The sequence below is a fragment of the Streptomyces sp. N50 genome, from assembly GCF_033335955.1.
Taxonomy (GTDB): domain Bacteria; phylum Actinomycetota; class Actinomycetes; order Streptomycetales; family Streptomycetaceae; genus Streptomyces.
Genome location: NZ_CP137549.1, coordinates 5349758 through 5370394 on the forward strand (window position 1 = coordinate 5349758; position 20637 = coordinate 5370394).

22 protein-coding genes are annotated in these 20637 nt (G+C 69.3%); 15 read left to right on the forward strand and 7 right to left on the reverse strand.

Features of this window, described 5'->3' with window-relative positions; translation table 11 throughout:
• Position 1: 1 nt before the first annotated feature.
• Genes R2B38_RS23995 through R2B38_RS24015 form a run of 5 tightly spaced genes read left to right on the forward strand, consistent with a single transcriptional unit; the run spans position 2 to position 3173 of the window.
• A complete protein-coding gene (locus tag R2B38_RS23995) occupies positions 2-508 on the forward strand; it encodes an SAV_915 family protein (RefSeq protein ID WP_318018099.1) in 507 nt (168 codons plus the stop codon).
• Entirely contained in the window at positions 508-810 is a 303-nt protein-coding gene (locus R2B38_RS24000; protein WP_318018100.1) for a DUF6317 family protein, read from the forward strand. Before R2B38_RS23995 ends, R2B38_RS24000 begins: the two co-directional genes overlap by 1 nt.
• Positions 810-2129, forward strand: coding sequence for a WXG100 family type VII secretion target (locus tag R2B38_RS24005; protein WP_318018101.1), 1320 nt, complete (start codon positions 810-812; stop codon positions 2127-2129). Before R2B38_RS24000 ends, R2B38_RS24005 begins: the two co-directional genes overlap by 1 nt.
• On the forward strand, positions 2107-2643 hold the full coding sequence (locus tag R2B38_RS24010; protein ID WP_318018102.1) for a hypothetical protein: 537 nt from the start codon (positions 2107-2109) through the stop codon (positions 2641-2643). Before R2B38_RS24005 ends, R2B38_RS24010 begins: the two co-directional genes overlap by 23 nt.
• The gene (locus R2B38_RS24015; RefSeq protein WP_318018103.1) at positions 2640-3173 is read left to right on the forward strand and encodes a hypothetical protein; all 534 of its coding nucleotides are present in this window, start codon (positions 2640-2642) and stop codon (positions 3171-3173) included. Before R2B38_RS24010 ends, R2B38_RS24015 begins: the two co-directional genes overlap by 4 nt.
• Here R2B38_RS24015 and R2B38_RS24020 read toward each other — a convergent pair.
• Both R2B38_RS24020 and R2B38_RS24025 read right to left on the reverse strand, forming a co-directional pair.
• Positions 3114-3791 carry a class I SAM-dependent methyltransferase gene (locus R2B38_RS24020; protein ID WP_318018104.1) on the reverse strand — a complete coding sequence of 226 codons (678 nt, stop codon included), beginning with the start codon at positions 3789-3791 and terminating at the stop codon, positions 3114-3116. The two genes, R2B38_RS24015 and R2B38_RS24020, sit on opposite strands and share 60 nt — an antisense overlap.
• 275 nt (positions 3792-4066) lie before the next feature.
• Entirely contained in the window at positions 4067-4270 is a 204-nt protein-coding gene (locus R2B38_RS24025; protein ID WP_003992177.1) for a cold-shock protein, read from the reverse strand.
• Positions 4271-4558: 288 nt separating this feature from the next.
• On the opposite strand from R2B38_RS24025, the gene R2B38_RS24030 reads away from it, so the two are divergent.
• The 5 genes from R2B38_RS24030 to R2B38_RS24050 all read left to right on the forward strand — a co-directional run bounded on the left by R2B38_RS24030 (position 4559) and on the right by R2B38_RS24050 (position 9498).
• Positions 4559-5407: a menaquinone biosynthesis protein gene (locus R2B38_RS24030; protein WP_318018105.1), complete on the forward strand. Its 849-nt coding sequence runs from the start codon at positions 4559-4561 to the stop codon at positions 5405-5407.
• Between the two features lie 101 nt (positions 5408-5508).
• A complete protein-coding gene (locus R2B38_RS24035; protein ID WP_318018106.1) occupies positions 5509-7185 on the forward strand; it encodes a serine/threonine-protein kinase in 1677 nt (558 codons plus the stop codon).
• Positions 7186-7212: 27 nt separating this feature from the next.
• The gene (locus tag R2B38_RS24040) at positions 7213-7788 is read left to right on the forward strand and encodes a hypothetical protein (RefSeq protein ID WP_318018107.1); all 576 of its coding nucleotides are present in this window, start codon (positions 7213-7215) and stop codon (positions 7786-7788) included.
• An 89-nt stretch (positions 7789-7877) separates the two neighbouring features.
• Positions 7878-9077 (forward strand): cyclic dehypoxanthinyl futalosine synthase, encoded by a 1200-nt coding sequence (gene mqnC, locus R2B38_RS24045; protein ID WP_033282491.1) that lies wholly within the window; start codon positions 7878-7880, stop codon positions 9075-9077.
• Positions 9078-9084: 7 nt separating this feature from the next.
• A complete protein-coding gene (locus R2B38_RS24050; protein WP_318018108.1) occupies positions 9085-9498 on the forward strand; it encodes an imidazolonepropionase-like domain-containing protein in 414 nt (137 codons plus the stop codon).
• A gap of 417 nt (positions 9499-9915) precedes the next feature.
• On the opposite strand, the gene R2B38_RS24055 is transcribed toward R2B38_RS24050, so the two are convergent.
• Positions 9916-10974: a chitinase gene (locus R2B38_RS24055; protein ID WP_318018109.1), complete on the reverse strand. Its 1059-nt coding sequence runs from the start codon at positions 10972-10974 to the stop codon at positions 9916-9918.
• A 402-nt stretch (positions 10975-11376) separates the two neighbouring features.
• Here R2B38_RS24055 and R2B38_RS24060 point away from each other — a divergent pair, with 402 nt between their 5' ends.
• The 4 genes from R2B38_RS24060 to R2B38_RS24075 all read left to right on the forward strand — a co-directional run bounded on the left by R2B38_RS24060 (position 11377) and on the right by R2B38_RS24075 (position 16274).
• The gene (locus R2B38_RS24060; RefSeq protein WP_318018110.1) at positions 11377-11685 is read left to right on the forward strand and encodes a hypothetical protein; all 309 of its coding nucleotides are present in this window, start codon (positions 11377-11379) and stop codon (positions 11683-11685) included.
• Between the two features lie 19 nt (positions 11686-11704).
• The gene (locus tag R2B38_RS24065) at positions 11705-14131 is read left to right on the forward strand and encodes a bifunctional polysaccharide deacetylase/glycosyltransferase family 2 protein (protein WP_318018111.1); all 2427 of its coding nucleotides are present in this window, start codon (positions 11705-11707) and stop codon (positions 14129-14131) included.
• Positions 14131-15486, forward strand: coding sequence for an acyltransferase family protein (locus tag R2B38_RS24070; protein ID WP_318018112.1), 1356 nt, complete (start codon positions 14131-14133; stop codon positions 15484-15486). Before R2B38_RS24065 ends, R2B38_RS24070 begins: the two co-directional genes overlap by 1 nt.
• A 92-nt stretch (positions 15487-15578) precedes the next feature.
• Positions 15579-16274, forward strand: a complete 696-nt coding sequence (locus R2B38_RS24075; protein WP_318018113.1) for a demethylmenaquinone methyltransferase — start codon at positions 15579-15581, stop codon at positions 16272-16274.
• 141 nt (positions 16275-16415) lie between these two features.
• On the opposite strand, the gene R2B38_RS24080 is transcribed toward R2B38_RS24075, so the two are convergent.
• Together R2B38_RS24080 and R2B38_RS24085 are read right to left on the reverse strand one after the other, a co-directional pair.
• Positions 16416-16730, reverse strand: a complete 315-nt coding sequence (locus R2B38_RS24080) for a PASTA domain-containing protein (protein WP_318018114.1) — start codon at positions 16728-16730, stop codon at positions 16416-16418.
• 120 nt (positions 16731-16850) lie between these two features.
• Positions 16851-17357 (reverse strand): GNAT family N-acetyltransferase, encoded by a 507-nt coding sequence (locus tag R2B38_RS24085; RefSeq protein WP_318018115.1) that lies wholly within the window; start codon positions 17355-17357, stop codon positions 16851-16853.
• 97 nt (positions 17358-17454) lie between these two features.
• Between R2B38_RS24085 and R2B38_RS24090 the strand changes: the two genes are divergently transcribed.
• Positions 17455-18738, forward strand: coding sequence for a geranylgeranyl reductase family protein (locus R2B38_RS24090; RefSeq protein ID WP_318018116.1), 1284 nt, complete (start codon positions 17455-17457; stop codon positions 18736-18738).
• A gap of 30 nt (positions 18739-18768) precedes the next feature.
• Here R2B38_RS24090 and def read toward each other — a convergent pair whose 3' ends face one another.
• Positions 18769-19395: a peptide deformylase gene (gene def, locus R2B38_RS24095; protein ID WP_318018117.1), complete on the reverse strand. Its 627-nt coding sequence runs from the start codon at positions 19393-19395 to the stop codon at positions 18769-18771.
• 188 nt (positions 19396-19583) lie between these two features.
• Positions 19584-20393 (reverse strand): C40 family peptidase, encoded by an 810-nt coding sequence (locus R2B38_RS24100; protein WP_318018118.1) that lies wholly within the window; start codon positions 20391-20393, stop codon positions 19584-19586.
• Between the last annotated feature and the right edge of the window lie 244 nt (positions 20394-20637).

The window sequence follows — 20637 nt, forward strand, 5'->3', positions numbered from 1 at the left end:
GGTGGGGGAGCCGAACCGGTCACGCCTTCTTGACTACGTCCAGGCCGGACCGCCGGGCGCGCAGGGGCCGCCCCAGCCCCGCCGCTCCCGTCTGGCCGACTACGCGGAGGCGGGGTCGCGGGTTCCCGCGGCGACGGACGGACGACCAGGGCCCAGGCCCGGTGTCCCGCCGTACGAGACGCCCGTATTCGTACCCGCCCATCCTCGGTACGTCGACACGACGTACGACGACGGCCGTCCGGTCCGCGTGCCGTACATCGCGTACGAACTCTTCGCGCATCCCACCGACGGGACCGGGACCGGGACCGTGGCCTTCGCCTTCACGACCCTGGAGAAGCTGGTCACCGCGCTCGGTGAGGCCCAGCCGTGGGTCGCCACCTCCCTCGGGCCGCTGGCCGAAGGTGTTGGCGAGCAGGGGGTCACCGTGCTGCTCGATCCGCGGGTGGCTCCCGGACGCCCCAACTGGCGGTTGGCCGATCTCGCCGCCTACGCGCGGGAGGTGCGCTGATGTCGGCCGACTTCAAAGCGGTCATGAGTGACCTGACCTCGATGGCCACGACGTTCCACGACCAGGCCACGGATTATCGGAAGCTGCACGACCAGGTGGCCCCGCCCGTGGTGAGCGGCGGGGACTCCGCCCTCGACCACGCCATCAAGGAGGTCGCCGATCTCATCGTCGCCCTCCACATCGGCTTCGCCGACCGACTGGACGACCGGGGCGACAAGGTCGCGTACGCGCGCGACTCGTTTCACCGGCACGACATCGACGTCCACGGTGTGTTCGACGACCTGATGGTGGGCGAGGACTGATGGGCGACAGCTGGGTCGGCGGCGACATCGGCGGACTCCGCACGATGGCCACGACGTACAAGAACGCCAAGGACAAGCTCGACGACGTCATCAGCCCTCTGACGCGTGCTGTGGACGCCCTGGTCGACGACGCGGGCTGGAAGGGCGAGTCGGCGGAGTCCTTCCGTGCCACGTACACCGAGGACGCCGTGACCGCCGGTGCCTTCGCCGCCCTCGTCCACGAGGCGGGCGACATCCTGGACACGCTCGCCGGCGCGCTCTCCACCTGCGAGACGGCCCTGCAGAACGCCGAGCACGTGGCGACGGACAAGGGCGTCTCGATGGGGGACAAGGGTGTCCCGCTGCCGGCGGTCACCTCGAATCCGCCCCGTGCGGACGAGCAGAAGACGCTCTCCGCGATGAGCGAGTACGACACCGTGCGCAAGGAGGTCCTGCACACGGCGCAGAAGGCGCGGCTGGCCGCGGCGGACCAGTTGCAGGCGCTGTACGCGGAGGTCACCGGCAAGGCGGAGGTGACCGCCGGCGACAAGGTCACCGTCGTCGACTACCTGCGCGGTCTGTACGCCTTCGACGCCGAGGACGCGCGGGTCGACGGCGCCGAGGCCCGCACGAGGATCGACGACGCCAAGTCCGAGGAGCGGGCGGCCAAGAAGGAACTCCGCTCCGAACGCAAGGCGTTCCAGAAGGCCGGCCGCTCGCTCCCCAAGGACTTTCCCGCCAAGGGCGCCTACGCCGACGCCGTCGCCAGGGTCCAGTCCCTGGAAGTCGCCAGGGTCCAGTCCCTGGAAGAGGACATCGCCCGCGCCGACCACGGCAGCACCAAACTGCCCTACGACCGTGCCCTGAACGTCAAACTCGCCGACGCCGCGGACGCGTTGCGCGCGGGCGAAAGCCTGGACAAACTGCCGGACTTCCTCAAGGAGGTCCCCGTACTGGATGTCGCCGCGGCCGGTGCCTGTGGGGTGCTGGAGGCTTCCGACGACCACGACAAGGGGTGGTCCTGGCAGCATTCCGTGGCGGTGGACGGGGGTGCCGACGTCGGCGGCCTGGTGGTCGGTGCGGCGGCCACCGCAGCCGTGGTGGCCGCCCTGCCCGTCGAACTTCCCACGCTCGCGGTCGCCGCGGGCGGTGGCCTTGTGGTGATCGGAGCGACCGGCCTCATCGACCACTCCCTGCACGAGCACTGGAGTGAGGACATCCACGACCACGGTGTGGTCGGCGGAGTGCTGCACGGCACCGGAAACGTCCTGTCCAAGACGGGGCAGGACTTCGAACGACTGGGAAAGGACGTGTGGCATGGGGTCACGAGCCTCTTCTGACGTCCCCGCCTCCCGGACACCCGTCAAGATCCCGGCCCTGCCGGGGCTCGGCACGACCTGGTACGAGCGTGGGGCGCGCTACTGGCTGCGGCGGGTGCGCACAGCCGTACTCCTGCTGATCGTCATGGCCTTCCTGTGCTTTGCCGCGATCAGCCTCTACCGGGGCTTCCGGACGGTGCTGCCGCCGAGCGCGCGCACGGTATGGGACTGGGCGCAGGTGATCGCTTCGTGCGGGGCCCCGGTCTGGGGTTGGGTGGTGCAGCGGCGGAGCCATCACAGGGACCTCCAGGACCCGCCCGCCCCGGACGGTTTCCGCAGCCGTAAGCGCGACGAGACCCGTCGTTCCACGGGCCTGGCCCTCGCAGGCCGCGTGGGAGTACTCATCGCGGCACCAGTCATGCCGGCGCTCGCCGCGTGGGGCGTCGGCTGGTGTGCCGCCATGCTCACCGTCCGCGAATACCCCAGCGAGGTCGGCGCCCGCCGCCGGCTGCAGGAGCACCCTTCCGGATCATGACCCCCTCCGACATCCCGAAGCTGCCCGGACTCGGCAGAACCTGGTACAAGCGCGGCGCCCGCTACTGGCTGCGCCGTGCTTCCGGTGCGCTCCTCTGGGCCGTGGTGATGGCCTTCATGGGCTACGTCGTCCTCGGGCTCTACCTGTCGTTCCGCGTCCACCTGCCCCCGATCCCGCGCATGGTGTGGGACTGGACGCAGGGGGCCGCAGCGTGCGTGGCCCTGGTGTGGGGGTGGGTGAAGCAGCGCCGGGACATCCGCAAGAGGCTGCTGAATCCGCCGACTCCTACCGAAGCCTGGGTGGAGAAGCGGTACGCGACGCAACGCGGACAGGGGCTGGGCCGCGCCCTTGTCCTCCCCGCGCTGCTCGTGCTCCCGGTCGTGCCGGCACTCTTCGCGTGGTGCGTCGGCACGGTGGCCGCCGTGTTCACGGTCCGCGAGTACCCCAGCGAGATCGGCGCCCGCCGGGCCCTAGAGCGCGGCCGCAGCTCCGGCCACGCCCTTGCGGGCGACCAGAAACGCCTGCGCTGACGACTCCCCGAGTTCCTCCTCCGCCTCCCGCACGGTCCGTGACCGCAGCCTGAACCCCGCCGCCTCCAGCAACTCGGCCATCGCCTCCGGCCGCCGACGCTCGAAGTCCAGCGTCACCGGGTGCCCGAAGGGCCGGTCGAGGGTGAGGGGCTGGTCACCGGCCTGAAAGGCGAGCAGCAGATACCCGCCCGGTGCCAGCACGCGATGGAACTCCGCGAAAAGGAACGGGAGTCGGTCCACCGGCGTGTGGATGGACGAGTACCAGGAGACGGCCGCGGCCAACGTCCCGTCCGGGATGTCCAGTTCCAGCATCGACCCCTGCCTGAAGCACAGCCCCGGGTTCTCGCGGCGCGCGATCGCGAGCATCGACTCGGACAGGTCGAGCCCGAAGACATCCAGCCCGAGGGAGGCGAGGTGCGCGGTCGTCCGGCCCGGCCCGCAGCCGAGGTCGGCCACCCGCCCGCCCCCGCCCCGGCCCACCAGCTCGGCGAATCCGGCCAGCACCGCCCCGTCCCGCGGCTCGGCGCGCTCCCCGGCGAACAACTCGGCGTAGTCCTCGGCGATCGCGTCGTAGAAGCTCCGGGTACTGCTCACGAAGTCTGCCTCAGCGGATGTCATGGCCGGGGACCTTACCGACCCCCACTGACAACCGGGCCTCGTCTTCTGCCTTCAGGGGCGCGGGACTTGTGAATTTCGGCTCGCCGCGGGGCGCGCCCAGCCCCCACCGGACCCGCACCCGAAGACCACTCGCACCCCACCCCACGCCCCCCGCCCAACCGCCGGAGGCAAAGGCAGGAGCCCCGCTGCCTTGCGGCGCGGGGCTCCTTGGGTACTGCTATCTGTTCCGGATCAAAGCACCAGGCTCCGAGACCGAAGGACTGCGATCAGGTGACTCAGACGGGGGTGACGTTCTCCGCCTGCGGGCCCTTCGGACCCTGGGTCACGTCGAAGGAGACCTGCTGGTTCTCCTCCAGCGAACGGAAGCCGCTCGCGTTGATCGCGGAGTAGTGAACGAAGACGTCGGGGCCTCCGCCTTCTTGGGCGATGAAGCCAAAGCCCTTTTCGGCGTTGAACCACTTCACGGTTCCGGTAGCCATAAGCCCTCCTTGGGCCCAAAGGGTTGCCCTGCTCCAGAACCCTGCTAAGTGTGAAAACAAAGTCCCGCACTACTGCATACGTCTGAAAACGACTAGAGCCCGCGGTTACATGCTCCGCAGGCTCTGTACTGCAAGGGAAACCAAACTGCAACTTGCGGCGAGCCTAGCACGCGGGCAGCCGAAAGCAATAGAGGCCAAGATCACATCACCCGGACGTTTGAAGATCGCCAAAGGCTTGACTGTGGGGCCGAAGTATGGAGCGTACCGCATGAGGTCTAGCCTCACGTTGTGGACAATTCTCGCACCCGGCCGCGCGTCGGCCACATCCAGTTCCTGAACTGCCTGCCCCTGTACTGGGGGCTCGCGAGAACAGGCACGCTCCTCGACTTCGAGCTGACCAAGGACACCCCCGAGAAGCTCAGCGAGCAGCTGGTGCAGGGCGACCTCGACATCGGGCCCATCACGCTCGTCGAGTTCCTCCGCAACGCGGACGACCTGGTCGCCTTCCCCGACATCGCCGTCGGCTGCGACGGCCCGGTGATGTCCTGCGTGATCGTCTCGCAGGTCCCGCTGGACCAGCTGGACGGCCGCCGGGTCGCGCTCGGCTCGACCTCGCGGACCTCCGTACGCCTCGCGCAGCTCCTCCTCGCCGAGCGCTACGGCGTCCAGCCCGACTACTACACCTGCCCGCCCGACCTGAGCCTGATGATGCAGGAGGCCGACGCCGCCGTCCTCATCGGCGACGCCGCCCTGCGCGCCAACCTGCTCGACGGGCCCCGCTTCGGCCTGGAGGTGCACGACCTCGGCTCGCTGTGGAAGGAGTGGACCGGGCTGCCGTTCGTCTTCGCCGTGTGGGCCGCCCGCCGCGACTACCTGGAGCGCGAACCGGTCATCACCCGCAAGGTCCACGAGGCCTTCCTCGAATCCCGCAACCTCTCCCTCGAAGAGGTCGGCAAGGTCGCCGAACAGGCCGCCCGGTGGGAGGACTTCGACGAGGAGGTCCTGGAGCGGTACTTCACCACCCTCGACTTCCGCTTCGGCGCCCACCAGTTGGCCGCCGTCGCCGAGTTCGCCCGCCGCGTCGGTCCCACGACCGGTTTCCCGGCCGACGTGAACGTGGATCTGCTCCAGCCGTAATAGCCGTAGAAGAAGACAGAAGGCGATCTGCTCCAGCCGTCATCACCGGCGGGGTGTGCGCACTACCCTGCTGGAAGTCGTACGGGGGAGGGGTGGACGGCATGCAGCCGCTCGGAGACGACGAACCCACGGTCGTGGGGCCCTACCGGCTGCTCGGCCGGCTCGGCTCCGGTGGGATGGGCCGGGTCTATCTCGGGCGCAGTGCGGGCGGCCGTACGGTCGCGGTCAAGATCGTGCATCCGCACTTCGCGCTCGACGAGGAGTTCCGCGCCCGCTTCCGCCGCGAGGTCGACGCCGCGCGCCGGGTGGGCGGCGCCTGGACGGCCCCCGTCCTGGACGCGGACCCCGAGGCCGCCGTGCCCTGGGTCGCCACCGCCTACGCCGCCGGGCCCTCCCTCTCCGCCGCCGTCGCGGACGGCGGGCCACTGCCCACGGCCACCGTACGGGCGCTCGGCGCGGGGCTGGCCGAAGCGCTCACGGCGGTACACGAGTTGGGGCTCGTGCACCGGGACGTGAAGCCGTCCAACGTGCTTCTCACTCTCGACGGCCCGCTCCTCATCGACTTCGGCATCGCCCGCGCGACGGACGGCACCGCCTCCCTCACCTCCACCGGCGTCTCCGTCGGATCGCCGGGCTATATGGCGCCCGAGCAGATCCTCGGGAAGGGCGCGACGGGGGCGTCGGATGTCTTCTCTTTGGGGGCCGTGCTGGCGTACGCGGCCACGGGCGAGTCCCCCTTCCCCGGTGACTCCTCCGCCGCGCTCCTCTACAAGGTCGTCCACGAAGAGCCCCAACTGGGCGCGATGGACGGGGACTTGCGGGAGCTGGCGAGCGCCTGTCTGGCGAAGGACCCCGCCGCGCGGCCGACTCCGGGTGAGGTGGCGCGGTGGCTCGCTCCGGACGGGGCCGCTCGGCTGGTGGCCGGAGGATGGCTGCCGGGGGCGTTGGTGGAACAGGTCAGCCGAAGTGCCGTACAGCTGTTGAACCTTGAGGTGGCGGGGGTCGCGGAAGGGGTGCCCTCGGGGCCGGTCGGGTTCAGCAGTCCCTCCGTGGGGGCCGGGGGCGGGGTGTTCGGACCGGCGCCGGAGATGCCCAAGTCACCTGCGGGGCCGACCGGGTTCGTACCCGAACCGCGTGACGCGCTCCCCTACGACACCGTCCCCCCGGACTCCGGTCGTCACCCGGGGAAGGTCTCCGTCTCCGTCGCGGCCACCGCGGCTCCGGGGACCAACGGGCGTGGGCGCAGGGTCAGTTGCGCGGTGGTGCTCTCCGTCGCCGCGGCGCTGGCGGTGGTGACGCTGGTGCCGGTGTGGTTGTACTGGCTGCAGCCGGACGACAAGGGCAACGACTCGTCGGCGGGCGCGATCCCGACCTCTTCCGCCACGGCGACCAGCGCGCCGAGCACCGGCGACGGCTCCTCACTCCCCTCCGTCCCCGACGTCTACCTCGGCACCTGGCAGGGCGACGGCACCGCGCTCGGCGGCACCCTCGCCGACGGGACCTTCCGGATCACGATCGCCAAGGTGGGCGTGGGGCAGAAGTTGGGGATCCTCCGCCAGACCGACCAGCTCGGCGGCGTCTGCGACGACGTACTCACCCTGAAGCAGGTGACGAAGACGCAGCTCGTCGCCTCGGCCGCGGGCGCGACGTCGAACCGAGACGTCTGCAACCAGGCCGCCCACACGGTCACCCTCACCCCCACCGGCGACGACCTCAAGTACGCCTCGGACAGTTCGGCCGAGGGCTCCCCGACCGCGCGGCTGTCCAAAGTCAAGTAGGCGTCGGGGCCTCGGAACGGACGTCGAGTGGACTACGACCAGTTGCTGATCGCCCTCGCGGGGGTGTGGGGAGCGGGGGCCGGGGCGGTGGTCGCGCGGGTCGGCCGGCGGGGTGTCGGTACCGCTCTCCTCGTCGTGCTGGTGTGTGTCGCGCTCGCCGCCGCCACCGGTACACGGCCCGAGCTGGCGGTGTGGCTGCTGCTCGCGCCCGTCGCGGTGGGGGCGCCCAGGGCCGGGCTTCCCCTTGCGGGTGCCGCCCTCGCTCTTCTCGGGGTCGTCGCGTTCGTGCCCGAGCACGTGGGGCACTGGACGACGGCTCTGCTGGGCGGTCTCGCGCTCGGCGCCGGGTACTACGGGCTGACCCGGATCGACTCCGGGGGCGGTGGCCTGGGGCTCGGTGAGGTGAAGCTCGGGGTGGGGGCCGGTGTCGTCCTCGGGTGGTACGGGTGGCCGACGGTGATGGTGGGCGCGTTCGCGGGGTTCCTGCTGAGGGCGTTGTACGGGGGTGTCCTCGCCCGGAAGGGGAGGGCCGATGTCCCCTTTGGGCCGTTTCTGCTCGCCGGTGCCTTCCTCGGGCTGCTGGTCGGCGCGTTCACGGCCTGAGGTCGGGGTGCGAAAACCGCTGGCGTAGGCTGACAAGGTCCGTCAGCACCAGCTGCCCGTCCGCAACCCTTGACGAAAGGGACCTCCCGGTGACCGAGAAGGCCGAGCTTCAGTCCGTCCTCGACCGTGCCGCCGAGGGCGGGCGCATCACCCCCGAAGAGGCGCTCGACCTCTACCGCGACGCCCCGCTGCACGCGCTCGGCGCCGCCGCCGACGCCGTACGCAAGCGGCGGTACGCGGGTACGGAGCACATCGCGACGTACATCATCGAGCGGAACATCAACTACACGAACGTGTGCGTCACGGCGTGCAAGTTCTGCGCGTTCTACGCCGCCCCCAAGGACACCGCCAAGGGCTGGACGCGGGACCTCGACGACATCCTGCGCCGGTGCGCGGAGACCGTCGAACTCGGCGGCACGCAGATCATGTTCCAGGGCGGACACCACCCGGACTTCGGCGTCGAGTACTACGAGAAGCACTTCGCCGCGATCAAGGGCGCGTACCCCCAGCTGGTCATCCACTCCCTCGGCGCGTCCGAGGTCGAGCACATGGCCCGGATCAGCGGGGTGTCGGTCGAGGAGGCCATCACCCGCATCCACGCGGCCGGTCTCGACTCCTTCGCGGGCGCCGGTGCCGAACTGCTCCCCGCGCGCCCCCGCAAGGCGATCGCCCCGCTCAAGGAGTCCGGCGAGCGCTGGCTGGAGATCATGGAGGCGGCGCACAACCTGGGCGTCGAGTCCACGTCGACGATGCTCATGGGCACCGGCGAGACCAACGCCGAGCGCATCGAGCACCTGCGGATGATCCGCGACGTACAGGACCGCACGGGCGGCTTCCGCGCGTTCATCCCGTACACCTACCAGCCCGAGAACAACCACCTGAAGGGCCGCACGCAGGCCACGCTCTTCGAATACTTGCGCATGATCGCCATCGCCCGCCTCTTCATGGACAACGTCGCCCACATCCAGGGCAGTTGGCTCACCACGGGCAAGGAGGTCGGCCAACTCTCCCTGCACTACGGCGCGGACGACCTCGGCTCGATCATGCTGGAGGAGAACGTCGTCTCCTCGGCCGGAGCCAAGCACCGCTCCAACCGCATGGAGATCATCGACCTCATCCGCAAGGCGGGCCGAGTCCCCGCCCAGCGGACCACCACCTACGAGCACATCGTCGTCCACGACGACCCGGCGAACGACCCCGTCGACGAGCGCGTGATGTCCCACATCTCGTCGACAGCCATCGAAGGCGGCACGGCCCACCCGGAGTTGAAGCTCCTGTCCGCCAACTAGCGCTGCTGTGCTGACGATTCACACGGCGGACGAGGGCGGTGCCGTCGCCGTCGAGGGCGCCAGGGTCGTGGGTGTGGGGACGCTGGCGGAGGTCCAGGAGCGCTTTCCGGGTGCGAGGGTGCGGAGCTGGCCGGGCACCCTGGTCCCGGCCCGCATCCACGAGGGCCCCCTTCCGGACGCCCCGAGCCCACGCGAGCGGATCCACGCCGTACTGAAGACGGGCGCGACGGCTGTCCTGGCGGAACACGTCGACTCACCCGAACTCCGATCCGCGGCGGACCGGAACGGCGTGATGATCCTCCCCGGCCCACGTCCCCCAGCCCTTACCGACCAAGGCCGAGCCGACCTCGCCGTATTCGACGAGTCCGGCGAGTGCATCGCAACGGTATGCGCAGGGCGGCTCCTTCACAGACGCCGCTAGCGCGTTTCCCCTAGGTGCGCGGGGCTGCGTCATTGCACGGCTCCGCCACGTGGCCGCGACCGGCACGGTTCAGGGCAACGCCCGTCTTTTAGGGGCGCGGGGCTGTGTCGTTGTGCGGCTCCGCGGCGTGGCCGCGACCGGCACGGTTCACGGCAACGCCCGTCTTTTAGGTGCGCGGGGCTGTGTCGTTGTGCGGCTCCGCCGCGTGGCCGCGACCGGCACGGTTCAGGGCAACGCTCGTCTTTTAGGGGCGCGGGGCTGTGTCGTTGTGCGGCTCCGCCGCGTGGCCGCGACCAGCGCCGTTCACCCCGACGCCCATCTTTTAGGGGCGCGGGGAACTGCGCGACCAGCCACGACGCACCGTCAGCCGACAACGCGCCGTCAGCTACTAACGCACCGTCAGCCACCAACGCACCGTCACCCGGCAAACGCTTCCCCGAACGCCCCCGCGGACTGACTCACCCCACTGCAGTCCGTAGCCGCGTCATCGTCCGAACTCCCGCTCTCACACTGCTGATCCCGGAACGTCGACCACATCGACACCCACGCGATCTTCTTCGACTCGGCGAACGTCCGCACCTGCGCCGCGTCCGACAGCGAGAACGTCTCCCCGGACACATCGTTCACCCCGATCATCGACGTGAGCGCCATCCCCTGCCAGGCCCCGGCGTCCGACAACCCGAACACCTTCTTCAGCTGGGTGTGCGTGGCCGTAGCCGACGTGATCGCGTAGTCGCCCATGTCCGCCGTGTACGACTCGCCGTAGTTCATCGTCATGATGTTCACCGTGGAGACCTCGACCGCGTTGTCGTTCGCGGACTCCAGCAGCGCCAGGCTGTCGGAGTCCAGCCCGGACGGCATCACGGGCAGCGTGAACGAGACCTTGAGGTCACTGCGTTCCTTCTGGAGCAGGGCTATCGCCTTGGAACGCAGGGCGACCGACGTCGAGTCGGTGAGCGCGTCGCCCTCGATGTCGAAGTCGGCCTGGGTGGAGCCCGCCGCGTCCAGCGCCTCGCCGTAGACCTTCGCGAGCGCCGCCGCACTCGTACAGGTCTCCGCCAACTCCTTGCCGGACGCCCCGCCGAAGGACACCCGGACACTCGCCCCGGACTCCTTCAGCGCCGAAATCCTGGACTTCACCGCCGAGTTGTCGATCGCGGTCGTACCGTTCCACTCCGGCGTACAGGTACTGCCCTTGGCTATGGCGAAGGAGAGGTTGTACGTCGAGGGGGACCCCGAACTGTCCATGTCCGAGGCCGTCGTGACGCTGACGTACGGGGCGTAGGCCGTGGTCGACGACGAGCCCGACGAGCCCGACGAGGCGGACGACGAAGGCGTCGACGACGGTGTCGGCGTAGCGCTCCGCTTCCCTCCGGAGGACGAGTCCGACGAGTCACCGGAGCTGGAGGAGCACCCGGTGACCGCGAGGGCAAACAAGCAGGTGAGCCCGGCCGCCGGTTTCAGGAAACTCCTCATATGAGCATGCACCCTTTCCGTCTCGGGACGGTGATTTCTGTCTCAGGATGGAAACAGAGTCGGTTTCCGAAGGCTAAATGAAGCACACGGGGCTGTGTCTCGCGAAGTCGGAAAGAACATAGGGTACTCACGGGTATCGGCACACGAAACGGTCAACCCGGGCGGCGAAGCGGAAAATTGGGGACACTACTGACACCGGGCGCTCATAAGGCCTTTCCTGGGTTCTCTAAGGGAAGACACAGGTTCCGCCTTTTTTCTGGGCGGGCTCACAAGAGAATCAGAGTTTTGGTCACATAAAGGCGGCCTAATGTCTGGGGAATGCAATCCGAGTCCGCCATCGATAACCGCGCCTCTGCGCGGGGTCGCCGCCGCAAAGCCGGCAACGGGTCCGCTGAAGGTCCCGTGTTCGTTGACAACTCCGGCCGCCGGTCAAAGGTGCTGCGCCGGATCGGCCTCCTCATGGGCACCGTCTGCCTCGGGTACGCGTTCGTACTCGGCATGGCGTTCATGGGCTGGGGCATCTCGATCAACCCCTCCTCGCTGCTGCCCTTCGGCGGCGGCCAGGCCGGTTCCGCTCCCGGCGGTGGCTACGGCCCCAACGGCGGCAGAGGCGGCGTAGCGCCCTCCGGTGTTCCGACCGGCGCTCCGACCGACATCCCCTCGGGCACCCCCACGGGTGCGGCCCCGTCGTCCTCAGCCACCGCACACTGACCGGAGCGCCCCCGCAGCCATGACTACGACGACTCCCTCGCGCGGGCGCCGACGCGCCCCCACCCGGATGGAACGCGCGGCCGGCAAGGCCGCCGCGCTCCAGCGACCCCGGGTGATTCTCGCCCTGCTGCTTCTCCTCGGCCTCACCTGCGTGATGCTGCTCGACGGCTACCTGCGCGCGGAAGTCGGCGGCGACGAACGCGTCCGGGACGGCGCGAGCGCCAGCAAGGTCCCCGACAAGGTCCTCAACGGCGGCCCGATCCTGACCTTCCGCAACGGCAAGCCGGTCACCCAGACCATCCCGAAGAAGACCATCGTCCTCACCTTCGACGACGGCCCGAACCCCACCTACACGCCGACGGTCCTGAAGATCCTCAAGAAGTACGACGTGCCGGGCACGTTCTTCCTGGTGGGCTCGATGGTCTCGCGCTACCCGGACATCGTGAAGCAGATGGTCGAGCAGGGCGAAGAGGTGGGCATCCACACGTTCACCCACGTCGACCTCTCCTACCAGAGCGACGCCCGTATCAAGCGGGAGATGGAGCAGACCCAGCTCGCGCTCGCCGGCGCGGCCGGCATCACCACCACGCTCTTCCGCGCGCCCTACTCCTCGGAGACGGACGCGATCGACAACTACAGCTACCCCGTCTACAAGAAGCTCGGCGCCTCCGGCTACACCAGCGTCTTCGTCGACACCGACAGCGACGACTGGAAGCAGCCCGGCGTCGCGAAGATCATCAAGTGGGCGACGCCGTCCGGGACTTCGGGTTCCTCGGTGCTGTTCCACGACGCCGGTGGTGTGCGCTCGCAGACCATGAAGGCGCTGCCCCAGTACATCGAGAAGATGAAGGCGAAGGGCTACACGTTCACCACGGTGAGCGGTGCCATCGCCAAGAACAACTCCGCCGCGCGGCCCGTCACGAGCACGGGCGCGGCCGCCGGGACGAGCACCGGCAACGTCGAGGCCGGCGCCCAGCCGTCCGGGGCACCCACCGCCGCGTCGTCCGCCGCACCCGGTACGGGCAACGGCCAGACCCCGGTCGACTCCGCGGTCGGCGGCGCGGGCGCGGCCGGCGGCACCGGGGGTGCCAACGGCAACGGCAACGGCAACGGCACGGGCACCCGGCGGACCTCGGTCCTCCAGGGCGCCCACCGCGAGGCCACCGGCATGACCCTCTACGAGGGCAAGGCGCTCATCTACGCCGTCACCGTCGCGGAGTGGGTGGTGCCGGGACTCGCGGCCGGCCTCACCGTCGTCGGCATCGCCGTCATGAGCCGCTTCGGGATGATGCTGATCCTCGCCCGGCGCCATTACAGACAGCGCAACAAACGCCGGTTCAGCTGGGGGCCGACCGTCACCCGCCCGGTGACCGTCATCGTCCCGGCGTACAACGAGAAGGAGTGCATCGCCAACACCCTTGAGTCGCTGGCGAAGAGCACCCACCCGATCGAGGTCATCGTCGTCGACGACGGCTCCTCGGACGGCACCTCCGAGATCGCCCGCGAGGCGGCCCGCTCCTTCGGCATGACGAACGTCCGGGTCATCCGCCAGGAGAACGCGGGCAAGCCCGCCGCCCTCAACAACGGTGTGCGCAGCGCGAGTTACGACATCGTCGTGATGATGGACGGCGACACCGTCTTCGAACCCGACACCGTACGGCACCTCGTGCAGCCCTTCGCCGACCCCGAGGTCGGCGCGGTCGCGGGCAACGCCAAGGTCGGCAACCGCAACACGATCATCGGCGCCTGGCAGCACATCGAGTACGTGATGGGCTTCAACCTCGACCGCCGCATGTACGACCTGCTGCGCTGCATGCCCACCATCCCGGGCGCGATCGGCGCGTTCCGCCGCGAGGCGGTGCTCCAGGTCGGCGGCATGAGCGAGGACACCCTCGCCGAGGACACGGACATCACCATCGCCATGCACCGCGAGGGCTGGCGGGTCGTCTACCAGGAGCACGCCAAGGCCTGGACCGAGGCCCCGGCCTCCCTCAAGCAGCTCTGGTCGCAGCGCTACCGCTGGTCCTACGGCACCATGCAGGCGCTGTGGAAGCACCGCAAGTCCCTTACGGACAAGGGTCCTTCGGGCCGCTTCGGCCGGGTCGGCATGCCTTTGGTGGTGATCTTCCAGATCATCACGCCGGTCTTCGCCCCGCTGATCGACGTCTTCACCGTCTACTCGATGATCTTCGTCGACTTCTGGGCGTCCCTCGCGATGTGGTTCGCGGTGCTCGGCATCCAACTCCTGTGCGCGGCCTACGCGTTCAGGCTGGACCGGGAGAAGTACCGCTATCTGCTGATGATGCCGCTCCAGCAACTGGCCTACCGCCAGATGATGTACCTGGTCCTCATCCACTCCAGCATCACCGCCCTGACCGGCGGCCGGCTGCGCTGGCAGAAACTCAAGCGCACCGGCGAGGTCGGCACACCGGCGGGGGCGAGCTGATGAGCTGGGAGCAGCAACAGCAGGGGTACGGGGGTGGCTACGGGCAGCCGCAACAGCCCCAGTATCCCCAACAGCCCTACGGGTACGACGGGTACAGCCAGCCGCAGCAGTCGCCGTACCCGTATCAACAGCAGTCACAGCCACAGCCTCCGCAGTACGTCGACTACGGGCAGCCGGTGTATGCCACGGCGCCTCTTCCTGTCGTGGAACCGGAGTCGGAGCCGGAGTCGGACCCGGCGCCCGTTCGGGAGCCGGTGGCCGAGAAGGCCGTAGAAGAGGTTGTCGAGAAGCCCGCGTCCGCGTCCGCGCCCCAAAAGGCGGGCCGGGACCGGTACTTCGACACGCTGCGGGCCGTCGCGCTGGTCCGGGTCGTGACCTACCACACCTTCGGGTGGGCCTGGTGCGGGATGGTGTTCCCCTCGATGGGGATCATGTTCGGGCTGGCCGGGACGCTGATGGCGAAGTCGCTGGAGCGGCCCGCGTTCAAGGTGGTCAAGAGCCGGATGCGGAGGCTGCTGCCGCCGTTCTGGTTCTGGGGCTTCTTCGTGCTCGTGGCGATGATGATCCACGACTGGATGCCGGGCTGGCAGATCGTCTTCTGGATCGTGCCCGTCGGTGATCCGCCGGGCAACGCGTGGGGCATGCAGGCCTGGGAGATCCTCTGGTATCTGCGGACGTATCTGTGGTTCGTGATGCTGTCGCCGGTGCTGCTGTGGATCTTCCGCAAGGCACCGATTCCCGTGCTGCTGCTGACACTTGTGCCGATCGTGATCCTCAAGTTCGTGTGGGCGGGGCCGGACAACCGCTTCGGCAACGCGCTCTGGGACCTGTCGACGTACCTCTTCTGCTGGATCCTCGGCTTCGCGCACCGCGACGGCGTGCTCCAGAAGCTGAAGCCGTTCCTGGTGGTCACCTTGTCGGTCGCCGCGATCGCCTTCGGCGGCTGGTACGCCTTCACGCACCAGGCGGAGGCCGGCGGCACCTACGACCTGGACGAGAGCCCGCTCGCCCAGACGTACTGGTCGGCCGGTTACGTCATGCTGCTGATGTGGGCCAAGGCCTACTTCAACATCGACTTCGCCTGGCTGACCCGGTTCAAGCGGCTCGACCGGATCGTCACGATCTTCAACGCGCGGGCCGTGACGATCTATCTCTGGCACGAGATCGCGCTGGTGCTCGCGGTGCCGCTGACCGACCAGTTCTGGAAGGTGCCCGCCTTCGAGAAGTGGCTGCCGCTGGGGAGCCAGTGGTTCATGTTCGGCATCGGCTGGATCCTGATCGCCGTGTTCATCGTGCTCTGCGGCTGGGTGGAGGACGTGGCGGCGAAGAAGAAACCCAGACTGCTGCCGTCGTGAGATTCCCCTTCACGGCGTGAGCTTCTTTTCGACGGGGGTCGTGCGGGCCGGGCGCCTTCGGGATGCCCGGCCCGTACTGCCACAATGGGCCCGTGACCCGCGCATCCCTGGACAAGCAGCCGCACGAAGTCGCCTCGATGTTCGACGACGTGGCGGAACGGTACGACCTGACCAACGACGTGCTGTCGCTCGGCCAGGACCGCCGATGGCGCAAGGAGGTCACCAAGGCGGTCGACGCCCGCCCCGCGCAGAAGATCCTGGACCTCGCCGCCGGTACGGCGACCTCGTCCCTCCCCTTCGCCCGCAGCGGCGCCTATGTCGTGCCCTGCGACTTCTCCCTCGGCATGCTCCAGGTCGGCAAGAAGCGCCACCCCTGGCTGCCGCTCACGGCCGGCGACGCGACGAAGCTGCCGTTCAAGGACGACACGTTCGACGCCGTGACCATCTCCTTCGGGCTGCGCAACGTGCAGGACACGGACACCGCGCTGCGCGAGCTGTACCGGGTGACCAAGCCCGGCGGCCGGGTGGTGATCTGCGAGTTCTCGCACCCGACCTGGGCGCCCTTCCGCACGGTCTACACCGAGTACCTGATGCGCGCGCTGCCGCCGGTCGCCCGGACCGTCTCCTCGAACCCGGACGCGTACGTCTACCTCGCCGAGTCCATCCGCGCCTGGCCCGACCAACCCGCACTGGCCGAGCGGCTGCGCAAGGCCGGCTGGTCGAAGGTCGCGTACCGCAACCTGAGCGGCGGGATCGTGGCCCTGCACCGGGGTTTCAAGCAGGGCTGAGGGCGGCTGTGGGGCGGGGTTTTGAGCAGGGTTTCGCGGGGCGGGTGGCGTCGGGGTGCCCGAGCGCGCCTGCCCGGCCACTCTTCGGCCCTTGGCCGACGCCCCAATGCCCCCTGCGTGCCCCCTCTTACCTGATCACCCTCACCTGATCACCGTCTCGAAGAACGCGTCACCCGGCGGCTCGTCCAGCTCGCGCTGCATTCCGCCGCTCGGCGGCCGGGGGATGCGCGGCTCGCGCATACCGCCCCCGCCATCCCCCTCGCCGAAGTCGAACCAGACGTAGATCACGGAGTCCCGCGGCACCTCGGCGTCGGGCTGCGGATACTGCCGTACGACGTAGTCGACGACGGCGAGATGGAAGTCGGGCCGGTCCGGCGAGTTGATGAACAGCCCGCGCGACTGGGCCGTCTCGCGCGCGTCCACGGCCATCAGGCCGACGAGCCGTGGCACGCGCACTTCAGGTGTTTTGGGCGTTATACGCACAGATGTCACCCCCAGCGGTACCGGAAGGGTAACCCCGGTCCGGTCCCGACCGGAAGCGTCAAGTGTCGTTCTGTAGCGGATGGTTACTCTGGGTTACAGTTCGAGCCGGTAGCAGTGGCCCGTCTCCTCGCGCGAGGGCGTGGTGAAGACCTCGGCGAGGTGCATGCCGAGCCGCCGGGTCACCGCGATCGACCGGGTGTTGCGGGCCAGGACCATCGCGACCACGCTCGGCACCCCGGCCGCCCGCACCCGCTCCAGGGTCGTCTCCGCGGCGGCCGTGGCATACCCCTGGCCCCAGAACTCCCGCCCCAGCCGCCAGCCGATCTCGATCTCACCCTTCGGTCCCCAGTCCTGCGGCCAGGGCTGGGCGCCGGTGAAGCCGATGACCCGGTCCTCCGCGTCGAGCATCGTCCACAGGCAGAAACCGCGCTCCGCGTCGTGCCGGCGCTGGCGCGCGGTGAGCTCCTCGTAGACGGACAACTCCGCGGCCTTCCCGCCGTGGAACTCCATGACGTCCGGGTGGGCGAAGGCCCGGTGCCAGGCCACGGCGTCCTCGTCGGTCGGGACACGCAGCCGTACTGCGGGGAGAGCTCGGTTCACGGGGCAGCCCTTCAGCCTGGTGATCAGTGGCGCTGAATAGACTGCCCATGTCCAGTGCCGGTCGGCACGCAGATTTCGAACTTGGGGAGATCCCGCCGTGACCGAGCCCCTCTCCGAAAACACCGCCGATGTGATCGTCGTCGGCGCGGGGCCAGCCGGCTCCGCCACCGCCTACCACCTCGCCAAGTCCGGACTCGACGTACTCCTGCTGGAGAAGACCGAGTTCCCGCGCGAGAAGGTGTGCGGCGACGGACTCACCCCGCGCGCCACCAAGCAGCTCGTGGCCATGGGCATCGACATCTCCGAGGAGGCCGGCTGGCTGCGCAACAAGGGCCTGCGCATCATCGGCGGCGGCGTCCGCCTCCAGCTGGACTGGCCGGAACTCGCCTCCTTCCCGGACTACGGCCTCGTCCGCAAGCGCGACGACTTCGACGAACAGCTCGCCCACAACGCCCAGAAGGCGGGCGCCCGTCTCTACGAGCGCTGCAACGTCGGCGCCCCGATCGTCGACGAGCGCACCGGCCGGATCACCGGCGTCAACGCCAAGCTCGGCGAGGAGAAACGCGAAGTCACCTTCCACGCGCCCCTGGTGGTCGCCGCCGACGGCAACTCCACCCGCCTCTCCCTCGCGATGGGCCTGCACCGCCGCGAGGACCGCCCGATGGGCGTCGCCGTCCGGACCTACTTCACCTCGCCCCGCCACGAGGACGACTACCTGGAGTCCTGGCTGGAACTGTGGGACCGCCGCGGCGCCGAGGACCGCCTCCTGCCCGGCTACGGCTGGATCTTCGGTATGGGCGACGGCACCTCGAACGTCGGCCTCGGCGTCCTCAACACCTCCGACTCCTTCAAGGAGTTGGACTGGCGCGAGGTCCTGAAGGCGTGGTGCGCGTCCATGCCCGAGGACTGGGGGTACACCCCCGAAAACATGACCGGCCCGATCCGCGGCGCCGCCCTCCCGATGGCCTTCAACCGTCAACCCCATTACACGAAGGGGTTGTTGCTGGTCGGCGACGCCGGCGGCCTGGTGAACCCCTTCAACGGCGAGGGCATCGCCTACGCCATGGAGTCCGGCCAGATCGCCGCCGACGTCATCGTCCAGGCCCACGCCCGCCCGACCCCGGCGAGCCGTGAACTCGCCCTGCAGCGCTACCCGCGGGTCCTCAAGGACACCTACGGCGGCTACTACACGCTGGGCCGCGCCTTCGTGAAGCTCATCGGCAACCCGAAGGTCATGAAGATCGCGGCCCAGCGCGGCCTGACGCACCCTCTGCTGATGAAGTTCACCCTGAAGATGCTGGCCAACCTCACCGACCCCACGGGCGGCGACGCGATGGACCGCATCATCAACGGGCTGAGCAAGGTGGCGCCGAAGGCGTGACCGTAGGGCGGGCTTTGGGCTCGGGCGCGATCAGCCGCTGAGCGCGGCCGTCTTGGCGGCCCGGCGGGCGAACACCTCGTCACGCCGGTCCGCCACCTGCCGCAGCGCCTCCTTGCGGTCCCGCTTGGAGAGCCGGTCCAGGTACACCTGACCGTTGACGTGGTCGGTCTCGTGGGCGAGGCAGCGCGCGAAGTACCCCGTGCCCTCGATCACAAGCGGGTCGCCGTCCTTGTCGAGCCCGCGCACCACGGCCCGGTCCGGACGCGGTACGTCCATCATGGCGCCCGGCACCGACAGGCAGCCCTCGCCCTCGTCGAGCAGCCGGCGCCCGGCCGGGTCGAGCGGGTCGAGGACCGGATTGACGATGTGTCCGACATGCCGGACACCGTCGTCGTCGGGGCAGTCGTACACGAACAGGCGCAGATCCACGCCCACTTGGTTGGCCGCGAGGCCGGCCCCGTCGGCGACGTACATGGTGAGGAACATGTCGTCGATGAGCGCGGCGAGGTCGGGCCCGAACTCGGTGACGTCCCGGGACGGGCGGTGCAGGACCTCTTCGCCGACCTCGGTGACACGCCGCACGGAACCGCGGCGGGCCTCGGGTGCGGGGCGGGGATAGGAGTCGACGGGGCTGCCCTGGACGAAGACACGTGGCATGGATTGCTCTCCTCCGGTTTGGCGTCCGGCGTACCGGTTAGCCGAACGTGAGGAGAGAGTTTTTCAGGGAAGCGACGAACTCCGGTAGTGGGAACGCCCCGTGGGTCCGGGGCGACCGGAGGATACGCCGAGGGGACCGCTGCCCCCGAGCGGCAGCGGCCCCATGCTCACGGCGTCGTGCGCGGGTGTCAGAGCACCCGCACCGCGCCGGTCGGCATGTCGTACGACAGCGGCCTCTCCACGATGCCGGTGGAGGGGTTCTGCGCGCCGACGAACATGCCGTCGCCCACGTACACCGCCACGTGGTAGGCACTGCCCGCGCTGCCCCAGTACAGGATGTCGCCGGCCTGAAGGTTGCTCAGGGACACCTGAGTTCCCGCGGTCGACTGGTCCTGGGAGACACGCGGCAGGCTGATGCCGACCTGCTTGAAGGCGGCTCCGACGAGTCCGGAGCAGTCGTACGCGCTGGGGCCGGTGGCGCCCAGGACGTAGGACTTGCCGATCTGCGCCTTCACGAAGGCGACGACGGCCGCGGCCGAACCGGTGGCCGTGGACGAGCTGGTGCTCGTGGACGCGCTCGTGGTGGCCGTAGAGGCCAGGGTGGTCCTCTCGGCGCTGCGCGAGGCGGCGCGGGCCGCAGCGTCCTTACGAGCGGCCTCCTGGGCCTTCTTCTTTGCCTCCGCCTTCTTCTTGGCGTCCGCGAGGTCCGCCTTCGCCTGCTTCGCGGCGTTTGCGGCGGCCGTGTCACGCTCGGCCTGCAGCTGGTAGTTGGCTGCGGCCTGCTGCGTGGCCTCGGCGGACTGCGCGACCTGCGTGGCCAGATCGGCCGTCAGGGTGGGCAGTTGCATGGTCTGTGTGGTCTCGGCGGCGTTGGCCGTGGCTGCACCCGCCGCCGCCATGCTGAGAACGCCACCGGCAACTCCGGCCCGCACGGCGATGTTCGTCGTCGCGCTGCGGCGGGGTTTCCGGTGGCTGCGTATGTGAGCGGTGTGGGACATGAGACCAACCGGTATCAGGGGCTCCTCCATACCTTCAAGAAACGTGTGCTGCGCCACAATTGTTCAATGGGTGCCGTCAACCCCGGGTGTGTCGTTCCTTATTGACGCCGTAACGGACATTGCGGACCTGGGTGATCAGGCCCGTGATCACGGTCTTTCGTCGGTAAGCCCGAATTGCCCGCTGCTTACCATCTGTTGGGACAGGTGGCCAAGCCCCGTTCTCATCCGCCTCTCATGAGTGTGG